Below are 23,368 nucleotides of genomic sequence, written 5' to 3' on the forward strand. Positions count from 1 at the left end.
AAAGGGGTGGACACCATGTTTGTCTGTAAACATCATAATGTATACCAGTTAACCTTTATGCCGCGATTATTTCCAGTCAATTGCTATTTAGTGGAAGGGGAAAAAAGTCTCACCTTAATTGACACCGCTCTTCCCTATAGCTACAAAGGTATTTTACATACGGCCTCTTCGATTGGAAAACCGATTACAGAGATTATCCTAACGCATGCCCATGATGATCATGTTGGTTCCTTAGATCGGTTAAAGAGTGAGTTACCTGAAGTGAAGATTGTTATTTCACGCCGAGACGCTAGTCTATTAAAAGGAGATGTTTCATTAGCAGATGACGAACCGCAGACCCCCATAAAAGGTGGAGTACCCAAGAATATACGGACCAAACCAGATGTTTTGCTAGAGGATGGGGAGGAAGTTGGGTCACTCTTGGCATTGTCTGTACCGGGACATACACCTGGTTCGATGGCTTTTATGGAACGCGAATCGGGGGTTCTGATTGCTGGGGATGCTTTTCAAATTAGAGGAGGCTTAGCAGTAGCAGGAGATACAAGGATTCGATTTCCTTTCCCTGCATTGGCTACGTGGAATAAAGGAGAAGCACTGGCAAGTGCTAATCGTCTGTTGGAGCTAAGGCCGTCGGTCCTGGCGGTCGGTCACGGCTCATGGATCCATGAGCCGTATGATAAGATGGAGAAAGCGGTTCAAAGAATGAAAGTGAGGATATGGTGAAGTGAGAAGAGGATTAGATCAGACACGGATTATCAATGAAACGATCAGTATTATTGATCAAGAGGGGATGGAGAGCTTGACTTTAGCTAAACTGGCGGGGCGTTTAGAAGTAAAGACCCCCTCTCTTTACAATCATGTCAAGGGATTGAGTGACCTGAAGCGACGCTTAGCATTGTCAGGGCTTGAACGATTGAAAATTGCTTTAACAGAAGCAGCGATCGGAAAATCGGGAGAGGACGCCATCCGTTCCATTTCAATAGCGTATGTCTCTTTTGTCCATCGTCATCCCGGTTTATATGAGGCATCACTGTTTCCTCCGTCCTTGATGGATGAGCGATTAAAAGAGATAGGAGAGGATATTCTCCGTATCTTTGATAGAGTGTTCGCCCCTTATGCACTCTCAAATACAGATAAGATTCATATGATACGCGGGTTACGTAGCCTTCTTCACGGATTTGCTTCTTTACAGTTGAAAGAGGGGTTTAATCTTCCGGTTTCAACGGAAGAGAGCTTAGAGGAAATTTTACAGATTTATCTTCAAGGGATAAAGGGGAGATGTGAGTAATTTAGAAAATATTATATATAGAAGAAAAGAAATAAAGAGGAGCAACCCATTTTCGGAGAGGTTGTTCTTTTTCTTTTAATGAAGACCCAGATGGGGTGGGTCGTAGAAAGAGCTGACTTTTCTTCACCGAAAAGAAAGGGTCTGTTATAGGCAACCGCTAGACGGATGCATCATAGGATCATGCATCACAGCAATATCCTATGGAGGAGAAGGGGGAGAGATGGGAGTCATTTTTAGATAGAGAAACGCGGGCTAGAGGTAACACTCTTCGAAGAGGGATTGGGTGGTTTTTGTAAAGTCGTTCCCTTAAGTATGTATAATAGAGGATGGTCTCACTAACGACTCCAAGGGCTCTAACTTGTAAGCGAAGGTCACCTTAAGGATAGCTAATCTAGCTCGGAATAAATACTGTTTGATCGAGAAGGATTAAATGAGGGAAAGGCTGAGAGGAAATGAATAAAAAGAGATCAAAGATAGGGAATGTCTACGTGATACCGCTTTCAAATGGATCTTTTGCATTTGGTAGATTGTATAGAGGGATGACAATGGCGGTTTATCAACACATAGGAGAGAATGTTAATCACCTCCCCGAAGCTGAAGATGAAGATTATCAATTCATCGTGAAGATAGAAAGCGATATGATCAAACCGAGTAGGTGGCCATGCATAGACCATCGACCTTTTAAGAAAGAAGAGGAGGAATGGCCACCACCCCGCTATAAAATCGATTCATCAGGAAAATACAAGATATTGTTTAAAGGAGAGGAGTACGAAGCGACCAGGGAGGAATGCGAAGAGCTAGAGGTAGATTCGGTATGGAAAGCGTATATGGTGGTAGATAGAATATTGGGCTATGAGAAGTGGGAGAAACTAAAAACGAAAAGCTGTGATGAGAAAAAGAGGTGGGTTTTGGAGTTAATCGAGCAAGCCAAAGAGGAGAAAGACTTTGCTGGCGAGGTTGGAGAGGAGCGAATAAGTGAAATCGAGCATAGATTGGGTGTAGAATTACCGGACAGTTATCGTTGGTTTGTTGGCAAGTTTGGTGAAGGTGGCATAGGAGGAGTGGAGATCCTCGGAGATATACCGGGAGAGATAGCTACCTGTGTACAGGAAACGGAAGATTTGAGAGCAACCGGACTTCCGAACTCTTACGTGGCTATCGAACATGTCGACGAATACACAATGTGCTTGGATACAAGTAGGATACGGAATGGAGAATGTCCTGTAGTAGACTTTAGTATGGATGGTGAAAGTTACATCGAATATGATGGTTTCCTGGATTTTTTGATTAATAAGTTTGAATCTGTATTAGAAGATAGGATTGATCAAGAGATAGAGGGAGATAATGTCCCTTGAATTTCGAGATAATGATAGTCTTTAATCATAGTGAAAACCGCAGGAGAAATGGAGTCCTGCGGTTTTCTTCGTTCGCATTTAGCGAGTAGTTTGATGCGTGTTAAGGACTATGATCAGCTTTGATAGGCGATGGGATCTTCCAAGCCGGCTTCGGAAAATCCTTTTAGACGTAGACGGCAACTATCGCATTCGCCACATGCCACCTCTCCACCTTGATAACAAGAAGTGGTCAAGTGATAGGGAACGTCGAGGCGACTTCCCAGTTCTACTGTCGCTGCCTTCGATAAATGTGCGAGCGGGGCTACGATTTGAATGGGGTTCTCTTCTTGTGAAGCTTTTGTGCCTAGCCCGATAGCATGGTTCATGGCTTCAATAAATTCTGGACGACAATCCGGGTAACCACTGTAGTCCACACCACTTACTCCGATATAGATTCGCTCCGCCCCTACTACCTCTGCATAAGAGGTGGCAAGTGAAAGGAAGATGATGTTACGTGCAGGGACATAGGTGACCGGAATTCCATCTTCTACTCCATCAGTGGGAACGTCCAATGCTTCATCCGTTAAGGCACTCCCACCGATTTGTTGCAGGAAGTCCATTTGCACGACTCGATGTTCAGAAGCCTCAAAGTAGCGAGCTACCTGCTTGGCATTCTCGATTTCTTTATGGTGACGCTGACCATAATGGAACGTGAGGGCATAGATTTCATAACCTTCCTCTTTGGCTACACCCATACAGGTGGTGCTATCCAAGCCACCACTTAAAATGACGACTGCTTTCTTTCCCAATAGAATAACCTCCTTGCTTTTCTCACATTTTTACACGCCTCGTTTGTCAGGATGCCAGATGTATTTATGGGTTTGTAGATTGAGCTTGATTTCCTTTTTGGAGGATGAGAGGAGCCATTCGACCAGTGTTCTGGATGGCAGTGAGGTCCATTCTGGACTAAAGAGCACCTCTCCGGCTCTTACATGCTCTTCCACAATGGAAAGGGCCTCCTGAAAGTCGTCTTTGTCTGCAATCACAAATTTAATCTCATCCTGTGGGGTGAGATCGGAAAAATTAGGCATCAGCATGCGCGCGCGTTCTCCGCTTTTACTAAGCTTAAAGTCCATAATAAAACGCACCTTTGCTCCCAGTGCATGACGAGTACGCCAGGCATGAAAAGGAGCAAGGTCGATGGCTCCGTTGGTTTCAATATGGATATCGTCGATGAATGAAAGCTGGGCAAGCTCTTCTATCAGTGCTAATGCTTTGTCCTGATAAAGAAGTGGTTCTCCGCCTGTTAAGCAGATATACCGGTTTTGATACTTTTTCACCTCGGTCAGGATCTCCCCGATGGTCGCAGTGAACTCTGGCTTATGTGGAGCATAGCTATAAGGCGTATCACACCAAGTACAGCGGAGGTTGCAATTATATAAACGAATAAATGTTGTCGGATACCCTGTTTTTTGCCCTTCACCTTCCACAGTTTCAAAGATCTCCACCATCGGAAGCTGGGTTTCCAAAGAAGAGGCACTCATGCTTCATCCACCATCCATTCCCGTTTCAGGTAGGCAGAGCTAGTGGGAGTCTCGTATAGACGGATGGACTCCAAGCGCAATTGTTGCTCTGGTGTCCCCATGGCAGTAAGGCCCTCAGCTAACTCTTCCCAGACCCACACAATCATGTTTTCGACACTTGTATTCATCGGAGGGAGGACTTCATTTATATATTGGTGATCGAGTGGCTTCATAATCCGATCGTTTACCAATGTTTTTAGATCTTTAAAGTCAACTACCAATCCGATCTCATCGACAAATCCACTTACTTGAAGAATGAGTCGGTACGTATGTCCATGTAGGCTCCTGCATTTGCCTTCGTAAAGGTGGAGATGATGCGAAGAATCAAAGGTGAATTCTTTCTCCACAGCTACGCGGCGTTGATGATAACGCAACTGGTTCTTGGTAATATCTCTGCCGAAGATTTGGAGATTCGGCGGAAAATGAAAAGCTCCTGCCTCACGTTGACGAGGAGGAGCAGAATGGGATTTATCTTTATGAGACATAACACATCGCTCCCTAGTTTTGTTTAAAGAGTGGTGGGCATCTCGACACTCTTCCAGTGTAAGTATAGCATACTGGCCAGAGGGACGGGCAAGAATATACACTTGACCAGAAGGAAGGTTTTTCTAGTCAGACTTTTCGGCAATATTATGTCGTTGACAACAGACGTTACGTCAATTAAAATATAATTAAAAGACATTGAGTCTATTATAGAGAGAAGAGATAGAAAAACAAGGAGAGCTGGAGGGCGATTACTAGATACGAAAGGGTATTGTTCATTTCATTGAAATTGAAAGGGGAAAAGGAGCATGACAAAAAATAAAACGGCCCTTATAACCGGGGCTTCAAGTGGGATTGGGAAAGAATTGGCTTTTATTCATGCGAAAAAGGGAGATGACCTGGTCATTGTTGCTCGTCGAGAGGCAAAATTAGTTGAACTTAAAAAAGAGATAGAAAAGAAACATGGTGTAAGCGTTATGATGATTACCAAGGATCTGACATCGCCTGCCGCACCTACCGAAATATATGACGAGATAAAAGAAGCAGGCATACAGATAGACTATCTGATTAACAATGCTGGCTTTGGTGGACATGGAAAATTTCATGAGCGTCCCATGGAAACGGATTTAGCCATGATCCAACTGAATGTGGTTGCTTTAACGACACTGACAAGATTATTTATACCGGACTTTGTGAAGCGAAACGAAGGGAAAATCCTTAATGTATCCTCGACGGCTAGTTTGATGGCGGGACCACTACAAGCGGTGTACTATGCAACAAAAGCATTTGTCACCTCGTTTAGCAATGCCATTGCTGAAGAGTTGCACGACACAGATATTTCAGTGACAGCCCTGTTACCTGGTGCAACCGAAACCGAATTTGAAAGCACTGCTGATTTAGGAAAGACAGGGATGTTCAAACAGTCGGCTAGTGCTAGAAAGGTGGCAGAGGATGGATACAAAGGAATGATGGCTGGCGAGTTGAATGTTATTTCCGGTCTACCTTTCTTGCAACGTATACAAGTTGCTGCTATACCTGTCACACCAAAAAAAGTACTTTTGAGAACGATTCGCCAAATGCAAGAGGAAACGAAGGAATCGTAATCGCAGTTATTTGATATGGATGGTGGATGAACGTGAGGGGGAAGTGGGGAGATTCCCTTCTTCCCTTGCTCTCATCATATCCCCGAGGTAGATCAAAAGAATATAATTGGCAGACCAAGTAGGTTTGCGAGCGGCGCTTAGAGGCACATTTCCTGAGAGAAGGATTTGTGTTATTTTGATTATGAGAAGAGTAGGGTTACATGGTTATACAATTTTGAAGTAGCATGAAAGATAAGGAATCATTAAAAAATAAGTGGCGTCAATTGTCTCTCGAGAAGGAGTGAAAGAAATGGGGTTTTCACGTGCTCGAACCAATGAGCAGAAACAGCAACGAGTAGAAGAAGTTATGAATGCTACTGCTCGTTTGTATGATACGCTACCTTATGATGAGATTACCTTCGCGGCTATTGCTAAAGAGGCAAGCTTTACAAGGTCTAATTTATATAGTTATTTTTCGAGCAAAGAGGAAATATTATTGGAACTCCTCATGAAGGACCTTAATTTATGGTTGAAAGAGGTGGAAGCATCTTTTCATATAAGAAAAAAATATACCGTAGAAGATGTTGCAGGGGTGTGGGCCACGCTACTTACTCAGAATGAACGCCTTCTTAGTTTACTTGCCATTTTATTTACTGTATTAGAAAAGAACGTTTCGGTTAAAGCGCTTGCGAAATTTAAAGAAAAGATGACATCGATTCAACTTCGCATTTTTCAATTGTTAAAGGGGCTATTCCCATCTGCTACTCTGGAGGATCTGCAACAATTTTTTGTTAGTCAATATGCCCTTTGCCAGGGGTTGTACCCCATGACGAAGTTAACAGAGAACCAGATAAAAGCCATCGAAATGTCTGGTGTTGACTATACTGCGCCCGTCTTTTATGATTTCTACCTTCAGGCACTTATCCAATTGATGCAACCTCTTAGGGGAAAATGACTAGTAAGCTCTCATCATGAGGGCTTTTTTTATTCGTCGAGCAAGGATGGATGATGCACGAAGATGGACGCTACCTTGCCCTAGCCATTCCAGAGGGAATCTACTCTCTTCCAGAAGGGATGAGAGCACTCTTGACCAATCACGTTTCCTCGTCCACTTCTTAATGTGGGAGTATAGCTCTATACGGATCGCTTTCCCTGGATGCTTTTTGTGGATCAAATGGCGGAGGGAATAGGAGGCAAGGAATGCGAATAGATGACTGACTCGCATCCTTCGCCTCACGAAGTCAACTTCAGGGTGAAAGTTGAAAGAGCAACAACTTTTTTTGCGGGCTCGATGAATCATAGTTAGAGATAGGTAGAGGGCGGGTGCCCTTACTTTTTTCTAAAGGGGTTCTTAGGTCCAGTATTCAATGAGAAGCCCAATTGCAAGTAGTAATCCATATAACGTATTCGTCTGTGCCGTTGCTTGCATTGCAGGCATCATGAGTTGAGGAGTGGATGAATGTTGGAATCCCTTTACGGAACGAATCGCTTTGGGACTACTTACAAAGACGATGAGGACCCAGACGGACGTAAGACCGAGTAAGACCCCTAACCCCGTCCATACATAAGCGAGCAGGAATAAGCCGGCTAAAAGGCGTACGGCTCCTCGGTGACCTAATAGGATGGCCAATGTTTTTCTACCGCTCCTCTGGTCTCCCACTCGATCACGAATGTTATTGGCTAACAAGATGGCGGCGATGAGAAGAGCGAGTGGGAAGGAAACGTATACACTTTGCCATGTCACACTACCGGTCTGAATATAATAAGAGATCAGGACGATCAGGTTCCCCATAAAAAGTCCAGCCGCCAGCTCGCCAAAGGGGGTATAGGCGATCGGATAGGGTCCCCCAGTATAAAAATAACCGACGAGAATACTTACCAATCCGATGAGCGCCAGCCACCAACTGCTCTCAAGACAAATGTAAATCCCTAGAAGAATCGCTATGAAGCAAAAGCTGATGGCAAGGTTGAAGACGGTTTGTGGATGGATCCCATCACGGACAATCGCGCCACCAATTCCGACCGACTCCGCTGTGTCCAATCCCCGTTTAAAATCGTAATACTCATTAAACATATTGGTCGCCGCCTGAATGAGAATAGAAGCGATCATCATGGCAAAGAAAAGCAACCAATCTATTTTTCCAACAGGTAGAGCCAATGCGGTTCCTACACCCACAGGCACAAAAGAAGCAGTCAACGTATGGGGGCGAAGTAGTCGCCACCAAACCCGCCAGCGTGACTCCTTTTCTGTCTGTGAAGAATGTTGTTTTTCCATAATTTTGTACCTCCAACTAAAATCAGTGGTTCTTGTTTTCGCGAAGTAGGGGGTACATCTTCTTCCCGATGTCATCCTCTCTTGCAATTAACGAGATGCTACGTTGTACAGGGAAATCTGTGATTGGAAGTGTTTTTATTTGATCGTTATGAATGTGATGAACAAAAATCTCTGGCAAGATGGACATTCCTAGGTTGGCAGAGATCATCCCAAGAATACTTTGGCCGAAGCTGATTTCGGAAGAAATCTGCAGTGTAGCCCCATGTGTTCGGAAAGCTTTCTCAAGCAGCATACGAATATCACACGTTGATGGTAGCGTAATAAAGGATTCGTCTTTGATATCAGCGAATGAAATCGAGTCTTTTTCCAGTGCAAGTGGATGACCAGCATGAACAAATAACATGAATGGCTCTGCGAAGAGTGGTTTTGTAAAGTAAGGATGTTTAATCACTGTATCGTCACAAAGGACGAGATCGATCTCTCCTCGTTCCAACCCAGTGAGGAGGTCCCAAAAACTATGAGAGATGTTTATAGAGATATTATCCTTCAAAGAAAGATCAGTGGTATGAGCCAATTTGTCGGGTATATAAAAGGTTGCAATACTGGGCCAAGAACCAACAGTTATTTTTTCCTGCCCAAGAGAGAAAGAGATTTCCTTTTTCATGGCAGTAAATTCGTCCAATATCCTCTTTGCTCGGTTTTGCAAAACCAATCCAGCTTTTGTTAATTCGACACCGGTCGTGGAACGGATGAATACTTTTGCACCGAGATCATTTTCTAGACTGCGGATCTGTTTGCTTAGTGCTGGTTGACTGATATGAAGATGCTCGCTTGCTCGCGTTAGGCTTTTAAATTCGGCCGTAATCTGAAATGCTTCTAGCCACTCTATCTTCAATTGTACTCACCTATAACCTTTCGTTATGTCCTGAAAAGAGAATAGAAGTACCCCATGATCTAAACCGATGATACCGTAAGGTTAGGGCGATTACAACAAATATAGAAGAAAGGCAAGGTGAATCGCCTGGATAAAAATCGAAAGGGAGTAGGAGGGGGTACGATGTTTCAGGGTAAAAATATCGTCGGAGGCGAGAGGATCGACAGCAGTGAGTCGATTCCCGTTTATAACCCGGCAACGAAGAAAATTTTAGGGTTCATTCCGAAATCAACTGAGGAAGTGGCTTTAAAAGCGGTTGATGTAGCCCATGAAGCATTCCAGTCCTGGTCGAAAACAACCGCAGAAGAGCGCAGTCGACTACTGTACCAGTGGCATGTATTAGTGGAAAAAAATAAGGAACGAATTGCGGAAATCCTAACGAATGAATTGGGGAAGCCGCTACGACAAGCTAAAGGTGAAGTGGAGTATGCAAATCAGTTTATTGCTTGGTATGCGGAGGAAGCAAAACGCATGTATGGAGATCTTATACCGGCATCATCCAGTCGTAAAAGGATCTTTGTAAAGAAAGAACCGATTGGAGTCGTCGCGGCGATTACTCCCTGGAATTTTCCAGCTGCTATGGTGACGAGAAAGTTAGCTCCTGCGCTAGCGGCGGGGTGTACGGTTTGTCTAAAACCTTCTGAGGAGACACCCTACACAGCGATTAAATTAGTCGAACTAGCCTCTGAAGCTGGAATTCCCGCAGGCGTCATTAATGTTATTACTGGGGATCCGCAAGAGATTGTGAAGGTATGGCAAGGGGATCAAAGAGTGAGGAAGCTCACTTTTACAGGTTCAACCCCTGTCGGGAAGTTACTGATGCGTGATGCGGCTGAAACCATGAAAAGGGTATCCCTTGAATTGGGTGGACATGCTCCCTTTATTATTACGAACAAGGCAGACATAGGGGTAGCGGTCGATCAGTCGATTGCTTCTAAGTTTCGTAATGCAGGACAAGCGTGTATTGCAGCGAATCGGTTCCTTGTTCAAGAAGAACTAGCCCCCGCGTTTATTCAGCAATTTACAGAAAAGGTCTCGAAACTTGTCGTAGGAAATGGACTGAAGGAAGAAGTGGATATGGGCCCTCTTATTAATCGGCAAGCAGTGCTGAAGGTGAAAAACCACATTGATGATGCGCTGGCGAAGGGGGGTGTGCTTACCACGGGTGGTCAATCCATTATGGATGAATGTGGATATTTCGTGGAGCCCACAGTCATTACGCATGCAACGGATGATATGTTATGCATGCAAGAAGAAACCTTTGGTCCAGTAGCACCTATTACTACTTTTAAAACAGTAGATGAAGCGATTCTGCGCGCAAACCAAAGCTCCTTCGGACTTGCTGCCTATGTTTTTACGCAGGATATTGGTGAGGCATTCTATCTCACAGATTCTTTAGATTATGGAATCGTCGGGGTTAATGACGGACTGCCTTCTGCTGCGCAAGCACCCTTTGGTGGTTATAAGGAGAGTGGGCTGGGGCGTGAAGGCGGAAGGGTTGGCTTGGATGAGTATGTGGAGCTTAAATATATTTCTGTAGGGATATAACCTTTTGTTATGTTGCAAGAATATAAGGGAAGTACCAATAGGCTATATCGGTTGGTACGATATAGATGTACGCAAAATTGAGGAGGATGAGTGATGGCAAACGTGTTAATGGTCATTTCGAATGGCATTCAAGTAAAAAGTTATCGGACAGGTTATTGGTCGGAGGAGTTTAGGGTACCTCTTAACATTCTAGAAAGCGCTGGGCATAAGGTAACAATTGCCTCACCAAAAGGTGGGGAGGGTCAAGTGGATGAAATTAGCTTGCTTGATCAATTTGATCCCGATGGGGAATCCAAGGCGTTTGAAGAGTTAGGACGATCGAAAGGAACAAAGCGTTTGGCTGATCTGAAAGGTAGTGACTTCGATGCCGTTGTGTTTGTCGGAGGACATGGACCGATGTTTGATGTGGCTTATGATCCAAATGCTCATCGTCTGATTAACGAGATTTATGAACAGGGTGGTTATGTCGTGGCAGAATGTCATGCACCATCAGTCTTGGCTTTCACCTATCGAGATGGAAAATCGATTATAGATGGAAAGAAAGTAACTGCTTATCCAGATGAATTTGAGCCACAAGAGGCATTGCCATTTCTGCCTTACAGCGTTGAACAAGAACTGCGTAAGGTAGGCACCTATATTACAGAGCCGGAAACGAAAGAACTCGTTGTATGGGCAGATAAGCAAATTCTTACAAGTAGGGATCAAGTAGCTTCAAAAGCAGTTGCAGAAGAGTTACTAAAAGTTCTATCATAAAATAGAATTCATCACAGAAACAGCCGCCTCGTCGAAGGTGGCTGTTTCTGTGATGAATGGTGACAGAGGCTGATGCTTGGAATTATTCACATGGTAGGATGGGGACCGACAACGATTGACAGGAAAATTGGGTGAAGAGTATGCTAAAATATGATAGAGAATCTACGGATTTGATATAGATCGTGAGGGAGCAATGTGACGGCAACACAGTATTCAACATTTGTTGATCTTAGTGCAAAAGCAATCGAACAAGCCAACCAAACAGGTAAGCCTGTATTGCTCAGCATGTCGGAGCTCGTTGAGGGAGTTTCTCCGCTTGCTTTTTTTCATGCGGGCAAGGCTAGTTACGACGGTCAGCGTGTTTATTGGGCAACGCCCACTGCGGACCTTACGTTGGTTGGGCTCGGGTTTGAACATAAAATTGAAACGAATGAACAACAGAAGCGATTTCAATACGTGCAAACAGAGTGGCGATCGCTCCTGGAGCATAGCATCGTGGACAAAAAGACAGAGCAACCTGGTGTTGGCCCCTTGTTACTAGGAGGATTCTCCTTTGATCCGCTCAAATCTCGCAGTCCATTGTGGGAAAAATATGAGGCGGCTTCCATGGTATTACCTACCTTTCTTTTAAGTTGTACACCGAATGGTACTTGGTTGACGATGAATCGACTTGTGACGCCTGGGTTGGAAATGGATCAAGCACGGTGGGAACAGGAGTGGAAAGCGCTGCTTGAACAATCCGCATCTGCTCGGATCCAATTAGCATCCAGTTGTTATGCTATCGAGGAGGTAGCACCTGAAGAGTATCTGAATGCGGTTGCCAATGTGGCTTATGCTGTCCGTACGAGTGAGCTTGATAAAGCGGTCATTGGACGGGAACTTTGTCTATCGATGGAGCATTCTCTGCAAGCCGAGCATATATTGATGCGGCTGTCTGAAGAGCAATCAGGCAGTTATCTGTTTGCGATCGAACGGGAGGGCGACTGTTTCATCGGAGCTACTCCAGAACGGTTGGTGCAGAAAGAGGGTAGGAGGCTTCTATCCACCTGCTTAGCCGGTACCATTCAGCGTGGGAAATCGGTAGCAGAAGATGAGCGATTAGGAAATGAACTGATGAACGATGCCAAAAACCGTGAAGAGCATGCGGTGGTTGTACGTAAGATTGGGACGGCTATTCGTCAGCTGTGCAAGGATGTTCATGTGCCCAATGAACCGGTTCTCTTAAAAATGCGTGACTACCAGCATTTGTACACGCCCGTATCGGGAGAAATTGAAGAAAACCTCTCGCTTATCGATGTGGTGGGTCAGCTTCATCCGACACCAGCCGTTGGTGGGCATCCTTCTGCTTTGGCGTTAGAGGTCATTCGCCGGGAAGAGCAGATGGATCGCGGTTGGTATGCTGCGCCAATTGGTTGGGTCGATCATGCGGGAAATGGCGAGTTTGTCGTCGCCATCCGTTCGGGGTTGCTTCGTGAGAACTATGCTTCGCTCTTCGCAGGAGGAGGGATTATGGGCAATTCCAACCCTGTGAGTGAGTATATTGAAACTCAGGTGAAATTTCGCCCGATGTTGTCGGCACTTGGGGTGAACTGCGAATGAATCACCAGGAGACGATGACCACTTATCTAAGTGCTTTTGTGGATGAATTTGTACGTGCAGGCTTAAAGCATATGGTGATTAGTCCTGGCTCCCGGTCGACTCCCCTAGCGATGTTATGTGCTGCCCATCCGGATCTGAAAGTGTGGATGCACGTCGATGAGCGCTCAGCTGGTTTTTTTGCCTTGGGTATGGCGAAGGCAGAGCGTCGACCGGTGGCGCTATTATGTACGTCGGGAACGGCAGCGACCAACTATTATCCAGCGGTCGCAGAAGCATGCTATGCTCGCGTGCCCCTGCTCGTATTGACCGCCGATCGCCCTCATGAGTTGCGTGATGTCGGAGCGCCACAGGCGATGAAACAACAAGAACTATTTGGGTCATTTGTCAAATGGTTTCACGAAGCGTCGCTACCGGAAGCATCGGTAGAGATGGAACGATATGCACGCACGGTGGCGGGACGCGCATTTGCCTCAACGATGCTGGGGGCGGCGGGGCCTGTTCATCTTAATTTTCCTCTGCGGGAGCCACTCATCCCGTTACTCTCAGCTCCTGATCTGTGGAGCAAAGGACGAGCGAAGGGGTCCCCCTATGTGGAAACGACGGCGGGACCACGTCAGTTACCCCCAGGTGACTTAGAAGCTCGGGTAGAGAGGTTGCTGCAGGTGGAAAAAGGATTAATCGTGTGTGGACCACAGGATGATCCGGCTTTAGCAGAAGCGACAGTGGCATTGGCAGAACGGTTGCGCTATCCTATCTTAGCGGACCCATTATCGCAACTGCGTAGTGGGCCTCATGATAAAAGTTGGGTGGTAGAGGGATACGACGCTTTTTTGCGCCATTTAGGGACAGACGAGCGCTTGGCTCCTGAAGTGATCATTCGGCTGGGAGCGATGCCTGTGTCAAAAGCTTTGATGCAGTTTCTCAAAGGACATGTCCAGGCGGAGCAATGGGTGGTTGACGAACACGAAGGCTGGCGTGATCCTACGTTGATGACAGCTTCCATGGTACGTGCGGAACCGGTTCAATTCTGCCAAGATCTGCTGGATGCGTATCCCGCTGACGATGCGCATCCTCCCCCTGGCGATTGGGCGCAACAGTGGTTTTTCCTCAACCAGCAGACACAAGCGGTGGTGGCTGAGATGGGAACGCATGCGCTTGGCTTTGAAGGAAGGGTGCTCAAGGAAGTGGTGGCGGTATTGCCACAAGAAGCGATGCTATTCGTAGGCAATAGCATGCCCGTTCGTGACTTGGATACGTTTTTCCACTGCCAGGAAAAGAGCATTCGCACGTTGGCCAACCGTGGGGTAAATGGGATTGATGGATTGATCTCGTCTGCACTGGGTGTCAGCGCGACTGTCGAAGAGGAGAAACCGGTGGTACTAGTGGTAGGAGACCTTTCCTTTTACCATGACCTGAATGGTCTTTTGCCGGCCAAGCTATATAAACTCTCTCTTACAATTGTCGTGGTGAACAACGATGGGGGAGGAATCTTCTCGTTTCTTCCACAAGCCAAGGAGGCAGATCAGCACTTTGAGCTGTTGTTTGGGACTCCTTTGGGGCTGGATTATGAAAGCGCTGTGCAAATGTACGACGGGACATTTCACCGAGTGAGAAGTGAAGAAGCGCTGTCCCAAGCCGTTAAACGAGGGGTCCAGAGCAAAGGGTTGACCGTGGTCGAAATTCCTACAGAGCGTACACACAATGCTCACCTTCACCGAAAAATGTGGCTGGATGTGGCAGACGCGATAACGAAGCAAACCGGTACCAGCAACCAGTGAAGAGAGGGAATCCGATGCGTATCAAGGTAGGCGATGTTTCGTATCAAGTGGAAGTAGCTGGGCAGGGGGAGCCTCTTCTGCTTTTGCACGGCTTCACCGGCTCCTTAGAGACGTGGTCCCCTTTGCGCTCGTTGTGGGAGCATGCTTATCAATTGATTCGGATCGACTTACTGGGGCATGGGGGGTCAGATGTCCCATCCGACCCCGCGCGGTACTCTATTGAGCATGCAGTAGAGGACTTGTCGTCACTACTGGATCATTTAGGGATCGATCGCGCTCATCTTCTCGGGTATTCGATGGGGGGCAGGCTCGCTTTATCCTTTGCGCTCAGCAATCCCGGACGCGTTCAGTCGCTGATACTAGAGAGTAGCTCCCCAGGCATAGCACAGGAGAGTAGCCGGGCTCAGCGTCGTCAACAAGATGAACAGTTGGCAAAGCGCATCCTGCATGAGGGAATCGAAGCTTTTGCTGCTTATTGGGAAGAGATTCCACTCTTTCAGACACAAAAGTCCCTGCCTGTCTCCGTAAGGAAGAGGGTGCGACAGGAACGGCTACAACAGGCTCCGCACGGGCTGGCGAATAGCCTGAAAGGGATGGGGACAGGAGTACAACCCTCATACTGGGAAGAGCTTTCGCAGTTGGAGATGCCTGTTCACCTGATCGTCGGAGAATGGGATAGAAAATTTCTTCAAATAGCAAATGAGATGGAGAAAAAAATTCCATATGCAGAGATTTCGCAGGTTTCTCGTGCTGGGCATGCAATTCATGTGGAACAACCACAGGTTTTTGGTAAAATGGTGTTGGACGGGCTTACAGATGCTCGTATGAAAATGAGAGATAAAGGAGGCTCCATCCATGATTGAATGGAAGTCAGAACGACAATATGAAGATATTTTGTACGAAACGTATAATCACATGGCGAAAATCACGATTAACCGTCCGGAAGTGCGCAATGCCTTCCGCCCTAAGACGGTGCATGAGCTGATCGATGCAGTCTCGTATGCACGAGAAGACTCTGATATCGGCGTGATCATTTTGGCAGGAGCGGGAGATAAAGCTTTTTGTGCCGGTGGTGACCAACGGGTACGCGGTCACGGTGGCTATGTAGGCGACGATCAAATTCCTCGTCTCAACGTGTTGGATCTACAACGCTTGATTCGTGTCACGCCGAAGCCTGTGATTGCGATGGTATCTGGCTATGCGATTGGAGGCGGTCACGTCTTACATATCGTTTGTGATCTGACGATTGCTGCGGACAATGCGATCTTTGGACAAACGGGTCCAAAAGTGGGTAGCTTTGATGCAGGTTATGGTGCGGGTCTATTGGCACGTATTGTAGGGCATAAGAAAGCACGCGAAATTTGGTTCCTCTGTCGTCAATACTCGGCACAGGAAGCACTAGACATGGGATTGGTTAATACCGTGGTTCCTCTAGACAAACTGGAAGAAGAGACGGTACAGTGGGCAGAAGAAATCTTGGAGAAATCGCCAACGGCGTTGCGCTTCCTGAAAGCTTCCTTTAATGCTGATACCGATGGATTGGCTGGTTTGCAGCAAATGGGTGGAGATGCTACGCTTCTCTATTACACCACGGATGAAGCGAGAGAAGGACGCGATGCTTTCAAAGAGAAGCGGAAGCCTGACTTTGACAAGTTCCCGCGTTTTCCGTAAGCAAAGAGTAGGAAGTAAGCTTTGCGCTCTCCTTGAACGAAAGCACTCGTTTAAGGGGTGAATAGCTGTCTGGGTTATTCGCCTGCACCAGGAGTTGCCATGGGGGATAAGAATGAGGGCAGGTGCACGTACCTTCCTCTTGCTTCTAGTTACTTGTCTCTACAATGACCAAAAACAGCTTCGCTTTTATAGCAAGCTGTTTTTGGTCACTTTTCTACATAAGAGAAGGAGGAGCCTATAATGTTATCAGAACAAATGTTACCGAATTGGTTGAAAAAAAGAGCGAATACGACCCCTAATCGATTGGCCGTTATCGATGAGAATGGAGACAGCCTAACCTTTCAGCAATTGCATGTTCGTGTACAGAAAGTTGCTGCGCAAATGGCGAGTGCTGGAGTGAACGAAGGGGATCATGTCGCCTTATTGATGGGCAATCAGTTTACGACCATCACCTGTATGCACGCATTGGCGTATCTGGGTGCGGTTGTGATTCCGCTCAATACCCGTTTGACTGCGATTGAGTGTATCTACCAGGTGCAGGATGCCGCTGTCTCCATTCTCATATTCGATGATTCCCATAGAGAGAAAGGCGAAGAAGTGAAAAAAGCGAGCGGGGTGAAAGGCTACTCCTTTGTTCAACTATCTGCTTTACCTGAGGGGAAAGCCCCGATGAAAGATCATTTTTTCTTGGACGATGTTTATACCATTCTGTACACTTCCGGAACGACAGGTAACCCGAAAGGGGTGCAACTTACATACGGAAACCACTGGTGGAGCGCGATCGGATCGGTACTTAACTTGGGGCTTCATGAAGAGGATCGCTGGCTACTTTGTGTTCCTTTATTTCATATGAGTGGCTTCTCTATTCTCATGCGCAGTGTTATCTACGGAATGGGTATCGTGCTTCATCGTTCGTTTGATGCAGAGCGAGTGAATCGCACCATATGTCAAGAAAGGATCACACATATCTCCGTGGTTAGTACGATGCTCCAGCAGATGATGGAGAAGCTGGATTCCCCCGATGAGATTTCCCACCTGACCCGTTTGCGCTGTGTGCTGTTAGGAGGAGGACCCTCTCCGCAGTCGCTGTTGGAGCAGTGTCGCAAGCGGCAAATTCCCGTTTATCAAACCTACGGGATGACGGAGACAGCCTCCCAACTGGCGACACTTGCACCAGAAGATATGTTGCGTAAACTGGGTTCGGCAGGAAAGCCCCTGTTCCTATCTGATCTAGCTATTGTGAAAGACGGGAGGCAACAGCCAGCAGGTAAAGCGGGTGAAATCGTGGTGCGCGGACCGAATGTGATGAAAGGGTACTGGCGTCAGGCGGAGAAGAATCGCGCTGTCTTCGATCATGACTGGTTTTACACCGGCGATATTGGAAAAGTAGACGAGGAAGGATTCCTTTATGTGTTGGATCGCCGCAACGACCTCATTATCTCAGGGGGAGAAAACGTTTATCCAGCTGAAGTGGAAGCCGTGCTCTCCCAGCATGAGGCGGTCGCTGATGTAGGGGTGGTTGGACGCGCGGATGCGAGCTGGGGACAAGTGCCGGTCGCTTTGGTGAAACGAAAAACAGAGGTAGCTGTGGAAGACCTGCTTGCTTTGTGCTCCCAATCACTTGCTTCTTATAAGGTGCCAAAGGATGTTTATTTCGTCGAAGAGATTCCCCGTAATGCGTCGCGCAAGATTTTGCGTCATCAATTGCGGAATAAACTAGCGGAGTGGGAGGTGGCAGATTGAAGTTAAAAGCCGTTACGCTCCATCATGTTCAGATGAAGTTAAAAACCCCATTCACCAATAGTTTAACCACAGTAGAAGAGCGAGAGCTCATCCTAGTGGAGGTAGAAGATGAGGCGGGTTGGACAGGCTGGGGAGAATGTGTTGCTTTTTCCTCTCCTTGGTATACAGAGGAAACTGTAGAGACGGCATGGCATATCATGAAGGATTTCTTAATTCCACAGTTAAAGGACATACCGATTCATACGCCGTGGGAAGTGGGAGAACGCTTTGCATCGATTCGTCGCAATCCGATGGCGAAGGCAGGGATTGAGGGAGCGACTTGGGACTTGTGTGCGAAGAGGCAGGGAATTCCTCTTGCTACACTGATGGGAGGGAGTCCACGGACCGTAGCCGCGGGAGTGGCGGTTGGAATGAAGGAGACGATTTCTGACCTGGTGGAGGCAGTGGGTCAACTCCATCATGAAGAAGGATATGGACGTGTGAAGATCAAGATTAAGCCGGGGAGGGATGTCGAAGTGGTGCGCGCGTTACGTACTGCTTATCCCGAACTGATGCTGATTGCAGATGCCAACTCCGCCTACTCTTTGCAGGACCTTCCCTCTCTGCGCCGATTAGAGCCCTATCAGCTTGCTATGATTGAGCAGCCGCTTGCTGCTGATGATATTGTGGATCATGCTAAGCTGGCAGATGAATTGGATATCCCGATCTGTCTGGATGAGAGTATTACTTCGTATGAGGAAGCACGCCGAGCGATCGAACTGGGTAGTTGCCAGGTGATGAGTGTGAAGATTGGTCGAGTCGGAGGCATTGCAGAAGCGATTCGTATTCATGATCTGTGTCTTCAGGAAGGAGTTCCTGTCTGGTGCGGAGGGATGCTGGAGTCGGGAGTTTCACGCGCGCAACACTTAGCTTTGGCGACGCTACCTAACTTCATTATCCCCGGCGACCTATCGGCATCAAGCCGTTATTGGGAACAAGATCTTATTTCTCCGGAGGTTGTGGTTGATCAGGGTAGCATCTCTGTTCCAAGCGCTCCGGGAATGGGCTATGCTGTGGATCGTGAACAATTGGAGAAAGTCACCTTGCGGAAGAAAATCCTTTTGCTATAGATGAAAAACCTTCCTGCCCGTGATATGATATGGACAAGAACATCCAAACATTCGTTTGGAACGGAAAGGAAGGGATTGATGTGACAGGGAAAACCCATTGGGGACTAGGGGTGATGTCTGGTGTTGCTGTTGCAGGCTTGGACTCTGTTCATGGTGATGCCTTGGCTACTGTCCTGACTGTAGCGGTAGCCACTGTTGCTTCTATTCTCCCCGACATTGATGATGAAGGCTCCGTGGTAAATAAGTTCCTTTTTCAGGGAGTGCGCAAATCCTGGCGATCCTATGCCTTGGCGTTTGTCGGAGTGGCTATTATCCTTTTTTCTCTTTTTTACCAAGCGCCTCTGTGGGTGTTGCTCACAGGTGCTTTCGCAGTTTCTGTGGCGTTTGTCCCTCATCGAACCCTGACACACTCTCTCTTGGCGATGGCAGCCGTAGGGGGAATTACCTATCTCGCCTCACCTGAACTGATGCCAGCGGTGTTGGCAGGGTATGGTTCTCATCTTTTGGCTGATTCTCTAACGCCGAGCGGGATCCCGTTTTTGTGGCCTTGGCGTGTGCGAATGGGTCTGGGGCGAATGGGTCTTTATTTTCCAACGGGAGGCTGGGGAGACCGCTTTCTCGGACGGGCATCCTTGTGGATGGCGGCTGTGATGGGCGTTTGGTTTTTGTTTGATGGTTTATTTGAAGAGGGAACGTGGGCAATGGCATGGATTGAGACGATGCTCTCTTACTTCTAAAAGAGTATCTCGCTTCGTTTCTGCCAGTAGAGTGAAGGGAAGTGGCGTGGCACCTTGTCTTACAAACGGCGTCCTACCTTCTTTCTTAGCTTGATCGGCGTATACTCTCTATTCGTCGCCCATATACTATGAGTAAATGGTTGGACAAAGGAGAGGGCGGGATATGAGTGCTTATCGAGTATCGCTTCCGACAAGCTATACGGATGATGTGGGGCAAATGGAGGACTCGTTATACTTACAGATGGAAAGATTAAAGAAGTTGGGCTATCCATGTACATATAAAAAAAGAGTAACCGACACGCGCACCATCTTCCATTTAGAATCGGAGAAGAAGAAAGTAGGGGAGTTGCGCTTCCGTTATGGCATCGGGCTGGCCATTGCAGAGTATATCTTTTCGTATAAGTCGCACGCTATCATTCGTTCCCTGATTTACAAACAGCTACAACGAGCGCATCCGACGGAGACGGATGAAATTGAGGCGCATGTTCATCTCTTGCTGCGTGAGCGAGAACGTAAACAGAAAGAGAAGGGAATTCGCCTTACTTATGCAGATCGCGTGGCACGTAGTGTAGCGCAACATTTGTCGGACTTCCCTCAGTTAGAAGTTGACGGGTACCTTCACTTCCGGATGAAATCGTATCGTCGTTCTTTGAATCGATTAGTAGAAAAGGCGATTGACGATTATATGTTGGATCAGGAGTACAAGGAATTTATTCAGCTATTACGGTATTTTGTGCAGGTACAGGTATCCAAGACACAATTGGTCCATGTGTTGCATGCGGAGAAAGGTCGTTTTCGTTTGTTAGACATCGATGGGACTCCACTCAATCTGGAGGAAGAAGGGACCCCGTCTGACTTAGTGGAGCAAGCACACTCACATGAAGATTTGATTGTGAGTACTTTATTGACCATGGCTCCAGAAAAAGTGGTCCTCCACTCCCGTCATCCTGAAGAAAATGTCATTCGAACGCTCGTGCAGATCTTTGAAGATCGTATCCTGATCTGTGAAGGGTGCCCTGCTTGCACCTCTAGCCTATTTTTAAATGGTGATGCTTGACAGCTAGTGGCTAATGTGGTTATACTACAAACAATATTTCTAATGCGTTGATGAGGACAGACTTGTTTGTTCGCATGGTGACCAGAGAAGAGGGACTTGGCTGAAAGCCCTTTAACCATTGCCCAAATAAGCACCCCCTCTGAGCAGAAACTGGGAAGACTTCTATAGGAAGTGAGTATCAGTTGACGGTTTTCACCCCGTTATTGGTGACTGATGAGGACCATGATAGTGGCAGGAAACTTGCTATGGTCGAATGAGGGTGGAACCACGGCAACGCTCGTCCCTTTACCGGGATAGGGGCGTTTTTTATTTGTTTTAAAAAGGAGAGAAGGACATGAGTATAGCAATCAAGTTACCCGACGGATCAGTTAAAGAATTTTCGGAACAAGTGAATGTAGCAGAAGTTGCCGGTTCCATTAGTAAAAGCTTGCAAAAAAAAGCCGTTGCTGGCAAAGTGAATGGACAGGTGGTTGACCTGCATCAACGGGTAGAAGATCAAGCGGAAGTACAAATTTTAACCTTAGATGATGAAGAAGGTCTGGAAGTTTATCGTCATAGTACGGCTCACTTGCTGGCGCAAGCGCTAAAGCGCCTGTATCCAGAAGTGAAGCTAGGGATCGGTCCAGTTATTGAAAATGGCTTTTACTATGACATTGATCTTCCGGTCAACCTGACCCCAGAAGACTTACCTAAGATTGAAGCGGAAATGAAAAAAATTGTGAAGGAGAACCTTCCGATCGAGCGCAAAGTGGTCTCGCGTGAGGAGGCAATGCGTCTCTATGAAGAGGTGGAAGATCCACTTAAGCTAGAATTGATTCGCGAGTTGCCAGAGGGAGAAGAGATTAGCATCTATGAGCAAGGAGAGTTCTTTGATCTATGTCGTGGTTCCCATCTTCCCTCAACCGGTAAAATCAAAGCATTTAAGCTGATGAACGTGGCTGGGGCTTATTGGCGAGGGAACTCTGATAATAAGATGTTGCAGCGCATCTATGGAACCGCTTGGCCCAAGCAATCACAGCTGGAGAACCATCTCCACCTGCTAGAAGAAGCGAAAAAGCGGGATCACCGTAAGCTGGGGAAAGAGCTGAAGCTCTTTATGTTTTCCGAAGAAGCACCAGGCATGCCGTTCTTCCTGCCCAATGGCATGACCTTGTACAATGAATTGCAATCGTTTGAACGTCAACTGATTGCTCCGATGGGGTATGAAGAAGTACGTACGCCTCTCATGATGAACGAGCGTTTGTGGAAGCAATCGGGGCATTGGGATCACTATCGTGAAAATATGTATTTCACCGATGTCGATGAGACGGTGTATGCACTAAAGCCGATGAACTGTCCGGGTCACATGTTGATCTTTAACAACGAGCTTCGTTCCTATCGTGATTTACCGATGCGATTAGCAGAATTCGGGCAATGTCACCGTCATGAGCTCTCGGGCGCGCTTAATGGTATGTTCCGTGTTCGTACCTTTACACAAGACGACGCACATATTTTTGTTCGCCCAGACCAGATTGAAGAAGAGGTTCGCAATGTCCTTGAGTTGGTGGATCAGATGTACTCCGTCTTCGGTTTTCCTTACACCCTAGAGTTGTCTACCCGTCCGGAAGATTCGATGGGAGAAGATCACCTATGGGAGCAGGCAGAGGGAGCGTTGGAAAACGTACTGAAGAGTTCGGGAGTAGAGTATCGGGTGAATGAAGGGGACGGTGCTTTCTACGGTCCGAAGATCGACTTTCATATTCGCGATGCGCTGGGTCGTAGTCATCAATGTGGAACCATTCAAGTCGATTTCCAAATGCCGGAGAAATTTGATCTTAACTATATTGATGAGAACAACGAGAAGGATCGTCCAGTGGTGATTCATCGAGCGGTGTTTGGTTCCTTGGATCGTTTCATTGCGGTACTGGTGGAGCATTATGGTGGAGCGTTCCCTGTATGGTTGGCACCTGTACAAGCCAAAGTTCTCACCATCTCCGATGCTCAATTAGCGTACGGCAAAGAAGTGGTGGCGCGCTTACAGGAAGCGGGCATTCGCGCTGAGTTGGATGCACGAAACGAAAAGATCGGCTACAAGATCCGCGAAGCGCAGTTGCAAAAAAACCCTTACATGCTGGTGCTTGGTGCCAAAGAGCAAGAAGAAGGAACCGTTGCTGTGCGTAAGCGCTCTGAAGGGGATGTAGGTGCTGTCAAAGTGGATGATGTAATTGCAGAGATCGTAACAGCGATTAACGAGAAGAAGTAGAGGGACTTTCTCAAAGGGAATCTTCTACGAGACATTACAGCATTGACGAGAACAAGCTTAAATACAAAAGAGAGGGCCAGAAACTGTGGGCCCTCTTCTTTGTATTCAACTAAGAACCGCTTCGGGAGAAAGAACTAAGAAAGCCTCTAGCG

21 protein-coding genes are annotated in these 23,368 nt (G+C 46.9%); 16 read left to right on the forward strand and 5 right to left on the reverse strand.

What is annotated here, in order from left to right; translation table 11 throughout:
* Positions 1-15 precede the first annotated feature (15 nt).
* From AC6RGY_RS11925 to AC6RGY_RS11935, 3 genes are all read left to right on the forward strand, one after another.
* Positions 16-723, forward strand: a complete 708-nt coding sequence (locus AC6RGY_RS11925; RefSeq protein WP_499863246.1) for an MBL fold metallo-hydrolase — start codon at positions 16-18, stop codon at positions 721-723.
* 1 nt (position 724) lies between these two features.
* The gene (locus tag AC6RGY_RS11930; RefSeq protein WP_499863247.1) at positions 725-1,288 is read left to right on the forward strand and encodes a TetR/AcrR family transcriptional regulator; all 564 of its coding nucleotides are present in this window, start codon (positions 725-727) and stop codon (positions 1,286-1,288) included.
* Positions 1,289-1,740: 452 nt separating this feature from the next.
* Positions 1,741-2,643, forward strand: a complete 903-nt coding sequence (locus tag AC6RGY_RS11935) for an SMI1/KNR4 family protein (protein ID WP_499863248.1) — start codon at positions 1,741-1,743, stop codon at positions 2,641-2,643.
* A 113-nt stretch (positions 2,644-2,756) separates the two neighbouring features.
* On the opposite strand, the gene queC is transcribed toward AC6RGY_RS11935, so the two are convergent.
* From queC to queD, 3 genes are read right to left on the reverse strand one after another with little or no spacing between them, the layout of a single operon-like run.
* Positions 2,757-3,431, reverse strand: coding sequence for a 7-cyano-7-deazaguanine synthase QueC (gene queC / locus AC6RGY_RS11940; protein WP_499863249.1), 675 nt, complete (start codon positions 3,429-3,431; stop codon positions 2,757-2,759).
* 30 nt (positions 3,432-3,461) lie between these two features.
* Positions 3,462-4,166 (reverse strand): 7-carboxy-7-deazaguanine synthase QueE, encoded by a 705-nt coding sequence (locus tag AC6RGY_RS11945; RefSeq protein WP_499863250.1) that lies wholly within the window; start codon positions 4,164-4,166, stop codon positions 3,462-3,464.
* Entirely contained in the window at positions 4,163-4,690 is a 528-nt protein-coding gene (queD, locus tag AC6RGY_RS11950) for a 6-carboxytetrahydropterin synthase QueD (RefSeq protein WP_499863251.1), read from the reverse strand. The genes AC6RGY_RS11945 and queD overlap by 4 nt, the downstream gene beginning before the upstream one ends.
* 306 nt (positions 4,691-4,996) lie before the next feature.
* Between queD and AC6RGY_RS11955 the strand changes: the two genes are divergently transcribed.
* Both AC6RGY_RS11955 and AC6RGY_RS11960 read left to right on the forward strand, forming a co-directional pair.
* Complete coding sequence (locus tag AC6RGY_RS11955) at positions 4,997-5,791, forward strand: SDR family NAD(P)-dependent oxidoreductase (protein WP_499863252.1); 795 nt, start codon at positions 4,997-4,999, stop codon at positions 5,789-5,791.
* 289 nt (positions 5,792-6,080) lie between these two features.
* Complete coding sequence (locus tag AC6RGY_RS11960; RefSeq protein ID WP_499863253.1) at positions 6,081-6,725, forward strand: TetR/AcrR family transcriptional regulator; 645 nt, start codon at positions 6,081-6,083, stop codon at positions 6,723-6,725.
* A 396-nt stretch (positions 6,726-7,121) separates the two neighbouring features.
* Here AC6RGY_RS11960 and AC6RGY_RS11965 read toward each other — a convergent pair whose 3' ends face one another.
* Positions 7,122-8,045 carry a 1,4-dihydroxy-2-naphthoate polyprenyltransferase gene (locus AC6RGY_RS11965; RefSeq protein ID WP_499863254.1) on the reverse strand — a complete coding sequence of 308 codons (924 nt, stop codon included), beginning with the start codon at positions 8,043-8,045 and terminating at the stop codon, positions 7,122-7,124.
* 22 nt (positions 8,046-8,067) lie between these two features.
* On the reverse strand, positions 8,068-8,940 hold the full coding sequence (locus AC6RGY_RS11970) for a LysR family transcriptional regulator (RefSeq protein ID WP_499863255.1): 873 nt from the start codon (positions 8,938-8,940) through the stop codon (positions 8,068-8,070).
* 162 nt (positions 8,941-9,102) lie between these two features.
* Here AC6RGY_RS11970 and AC6RGY_RS11975 point away from each other — a divergent pair, with 162 nt between their 5' ends.
* From AC6RGY_RS11975 to thrS, 11 genes are all read left to right on the forward strand, one after another.
* Positions 9,103-10,527, forward strand: coding sequence for an NAD-dependent succinate-semialdehyde dehydrogenase (locus tag AC6RGY_RS11975; RefSeq protein WP_499863256.1), 1,425 nt, complete (start codon positions 9,103-9,105; stop codon positions 10,525-10,527).
* Between the two features lie 93 nt (positions 10,528-10,620).
* Positions 10,621-11,280, forward strand: coding sequence for a type 1 glutamine amidotransferase domain-containing protein (locus AC6RGY_RS11980; protein WP_499863257.1), 660 nt, complete (start codon positions 10,621-10,623; stop codon positions 11,278-11,280).
* Between the two features lie 195 nt (positions 11,281-11,475).
* On the forward strand, positions 11,476-12,879 hold the full coding sequence (locus AC6RGY_RS11985) for an isochorismate synthase (RefSeq protein ID WP_499863258.1): 1,404 nt from the start codon (positions 11,476-11,478) through the stop codon (positions 12,877-12,879).
* On the forward strand, positions 12,876-14,657 hold the full coding sequence (gene menD, locus AC6RGY_RS11990) for a 2-succinyl-5-enolpyruvyl-6-hydroxy-3-cyclohexene-1-carboxylic-acid synthase (RefSeq protein WP_499863259.1): 1,782 nt from the start codon (positions 12,876-12,878) through the stop codon (positions 14,655-14,657). Before AC6RGY_RS11985 ends, menD begins: the two co-directional genes overlap by 4 nt.
* Before the next feature lie 14 nt (positions 14,658-14,671).
* A complete protein-coding gene (gene menH / locus AC6RGY_RS11995) occupies positions 14,672-15,520 on the forward strand; it encodes a 2-succinyl-6-hydroxy-2,4-cyclohexadiene-1-carboxylate synthase (protein ID WP_499863260.1) in 849 nt (282 codons plus the stop codon).
* Positions 15,513-16,328 (forward strand): 1,4-dihydroxy-2-naphthoyl-CoA synthase, encoded by an 816-nt coding sequence (menB, locus tag AC6RGY_RS12000; protein ID WP_499863261.1) that lies wholly within the window; start codon positions 15,513-15,515, stop codon positions 16,326-16,328. Before menH ends, menB begins: the two co-directional genes overlap by 8 nt.
* 240 nt (positions 16,329-16,568) lie before the next feature.
* Complete coding sequence (locus AC6RGY_RS12005) at positions 16,569-18,071, forward strand: o-succinylbenzoate--CoA ligase (RefSeq protein ID WP_499863262.1); 1,503 nt, start codon at positions 16,569-16,571, stop codon at positions 18,069-18,071.
* Positions 18,068-19,180: an o-succinylbenzoate synthase gene (gene menC, locus AC6RGY_RS12010; protein WP_499863263.1), complete on the forward strand. Its 1,113-nt coding sequence runs from the start codon at positions 18,068-18,070 to the stop codon at positions 19,178-19,180. The genes AC6RGY_RS12005 and menC overlap by 4 nt, the downstream gene beginning before the upstream one ends.
* 80 nt (positions 19,181-19,260) lie before the next feature.
* Positions 19,261-19,917 (forward strand): metal-dependent hydrolase, encoded by a 657-nt coding sequence (locus AC6RGY_RS12015; protein ID WP_499863264.1) that lies wholly within the window; start codon positions 19,261-19,263, stop codon positions 19,915-19,917.
* 163 nt (positions 19,918-20,080) lie between these two features.
* Positions 20,081-20,974 (forward strand): sporulation protein YtxC, encoded by an 894-nt coding sequence (gene ytxC, locus AC6RGY_RS12020; protein WP_499863265.1) that lies wholly within the window; start codon positions 20,081-20,083, stop codon positions 20,972-20,974.
* 334 nt (positions 20,975-21,308) lie between these two features.
* Positions 21,309-23,216, forward strand: a complete 1,908-nt coding sequence (gene thrS / locus AC6RGY_RS12025) for a threonine--tRNA ligase (RefSeq protein WP_499863266.1) — start codon at positions 21,309-21,311, stop codon at positions 23,214-23,216.
* Positions 23,217-23,368: the final 152 nt, after the last annotated feature.

The organism is Mechercharimyces mesophilus (assembly GCF_059818345.1).

Excerpts from the sequence above, each read along its gene's own strand:
- AC6RGY_RS11955 (WP_499863252.1), top strand. The coding sequence starts at position 4,997 with ATGACAAAAAATAAAACGGCCCTTATAACCGGGGCTTCAAGTGGGATT.
- queD (WP_499863251.1), bottom strand. The coding sequence starts at position 4,690 with ATGTCTCATAAAGATAAATCCCATTCTGCTCCTCCTCGTCAACGTGAG.
- AC6RGY_RS11975 (WP_499863256.1), top strand. The coding sequence starts at position 9,103 with ATGTTTCAGGGTAAAAATATCGTCGGAGGCGAGAGGATCGACAGCAGT.
- thrS (WP_499863266.1), top strand. The coding sequence starts at position 21,309 with ATGAGTATAGCAATCAAGTTACCCGACGGATCAGTTAAAGAATTTTCG.
- AC6RGY_RS11925 (WP_499863246.1), top strand. The coding sequence starts at position 16 with ATGTTTGTCTGTAAACATCATAATGTATACCAGTTAACCTTTATGCCG.
- ytxC (WP_499863265.1), top strand. The coding sequence starts at position 20,081 with ATGAGTGCTTATCGAGTATCGCTTCCGACAAGCTATACGGATGATGTG.
- AC6RGY_RS11965 (WP_499863254.1), bottom strand. The coding sequence starts at position 8,045 with ATGGAAAAACAACATTCTTCACAGACAGAAAAGGAGTCACGCTGGCGG.
- AC6RGY_RS11935 (WP_499863248.1), top strand. The coding sequence starts at position 1,741 with ATGAATAAAAAGAGATCAAAGATAGGGAATGTCTACGTGATACCGCTT.
- menD (WP_499863259.1), top strand. The coding sequence starts at position 12,876 with ATGAATCACCAGGAGACGATGACCACTTATCTAAGTGCTTTTGTGGAT.
- AC6RGY_RS11960 (WP_499863253.1), top strand. The coding sequence starts at position 6,081 with ATGGGGTTTTCACGTGCTCGAACCAATGAGCAGAAACAGCAACGAGTA.
- menH (WP_499863260.1), top strand. The coding sequence starts at position 14,672 with ATGCGTATCAAGGTAGGCGATGTTTCGTATCAAGTGGAAGTAGCTGGG.
- menB (WP_499863261.1), top strand. The coding sequence starts at position 15,513 with ATGATTGAATGGAAGTCAGAACGACAATATGAAGATATTTTGTACGAA.
- AC6RGY_RS11980 (WP_499863257.1), top strand. The coding sequence starts at position 10,621 with ATGGCAAACGTGTTAATGGTCATTTCGAATGGCATTCAAGTAAAAAGT.
- AC6RGY_RS12005 (WP_499863262.1), top strand. The coding sequence starts at position 16,569 with ATGTTATCAGAACAAATGTTACCGAATTGGTTGAAAAAAAGAGCGAAT.
- AC6RGY_RS11945 (WP_499863250.1), bottom strand. The coding sequence starts at position 4,166 with ATGAGTGCCTCTTCTTTGGAAACCCAGCTTCCGATGGTGGAGATCTTT.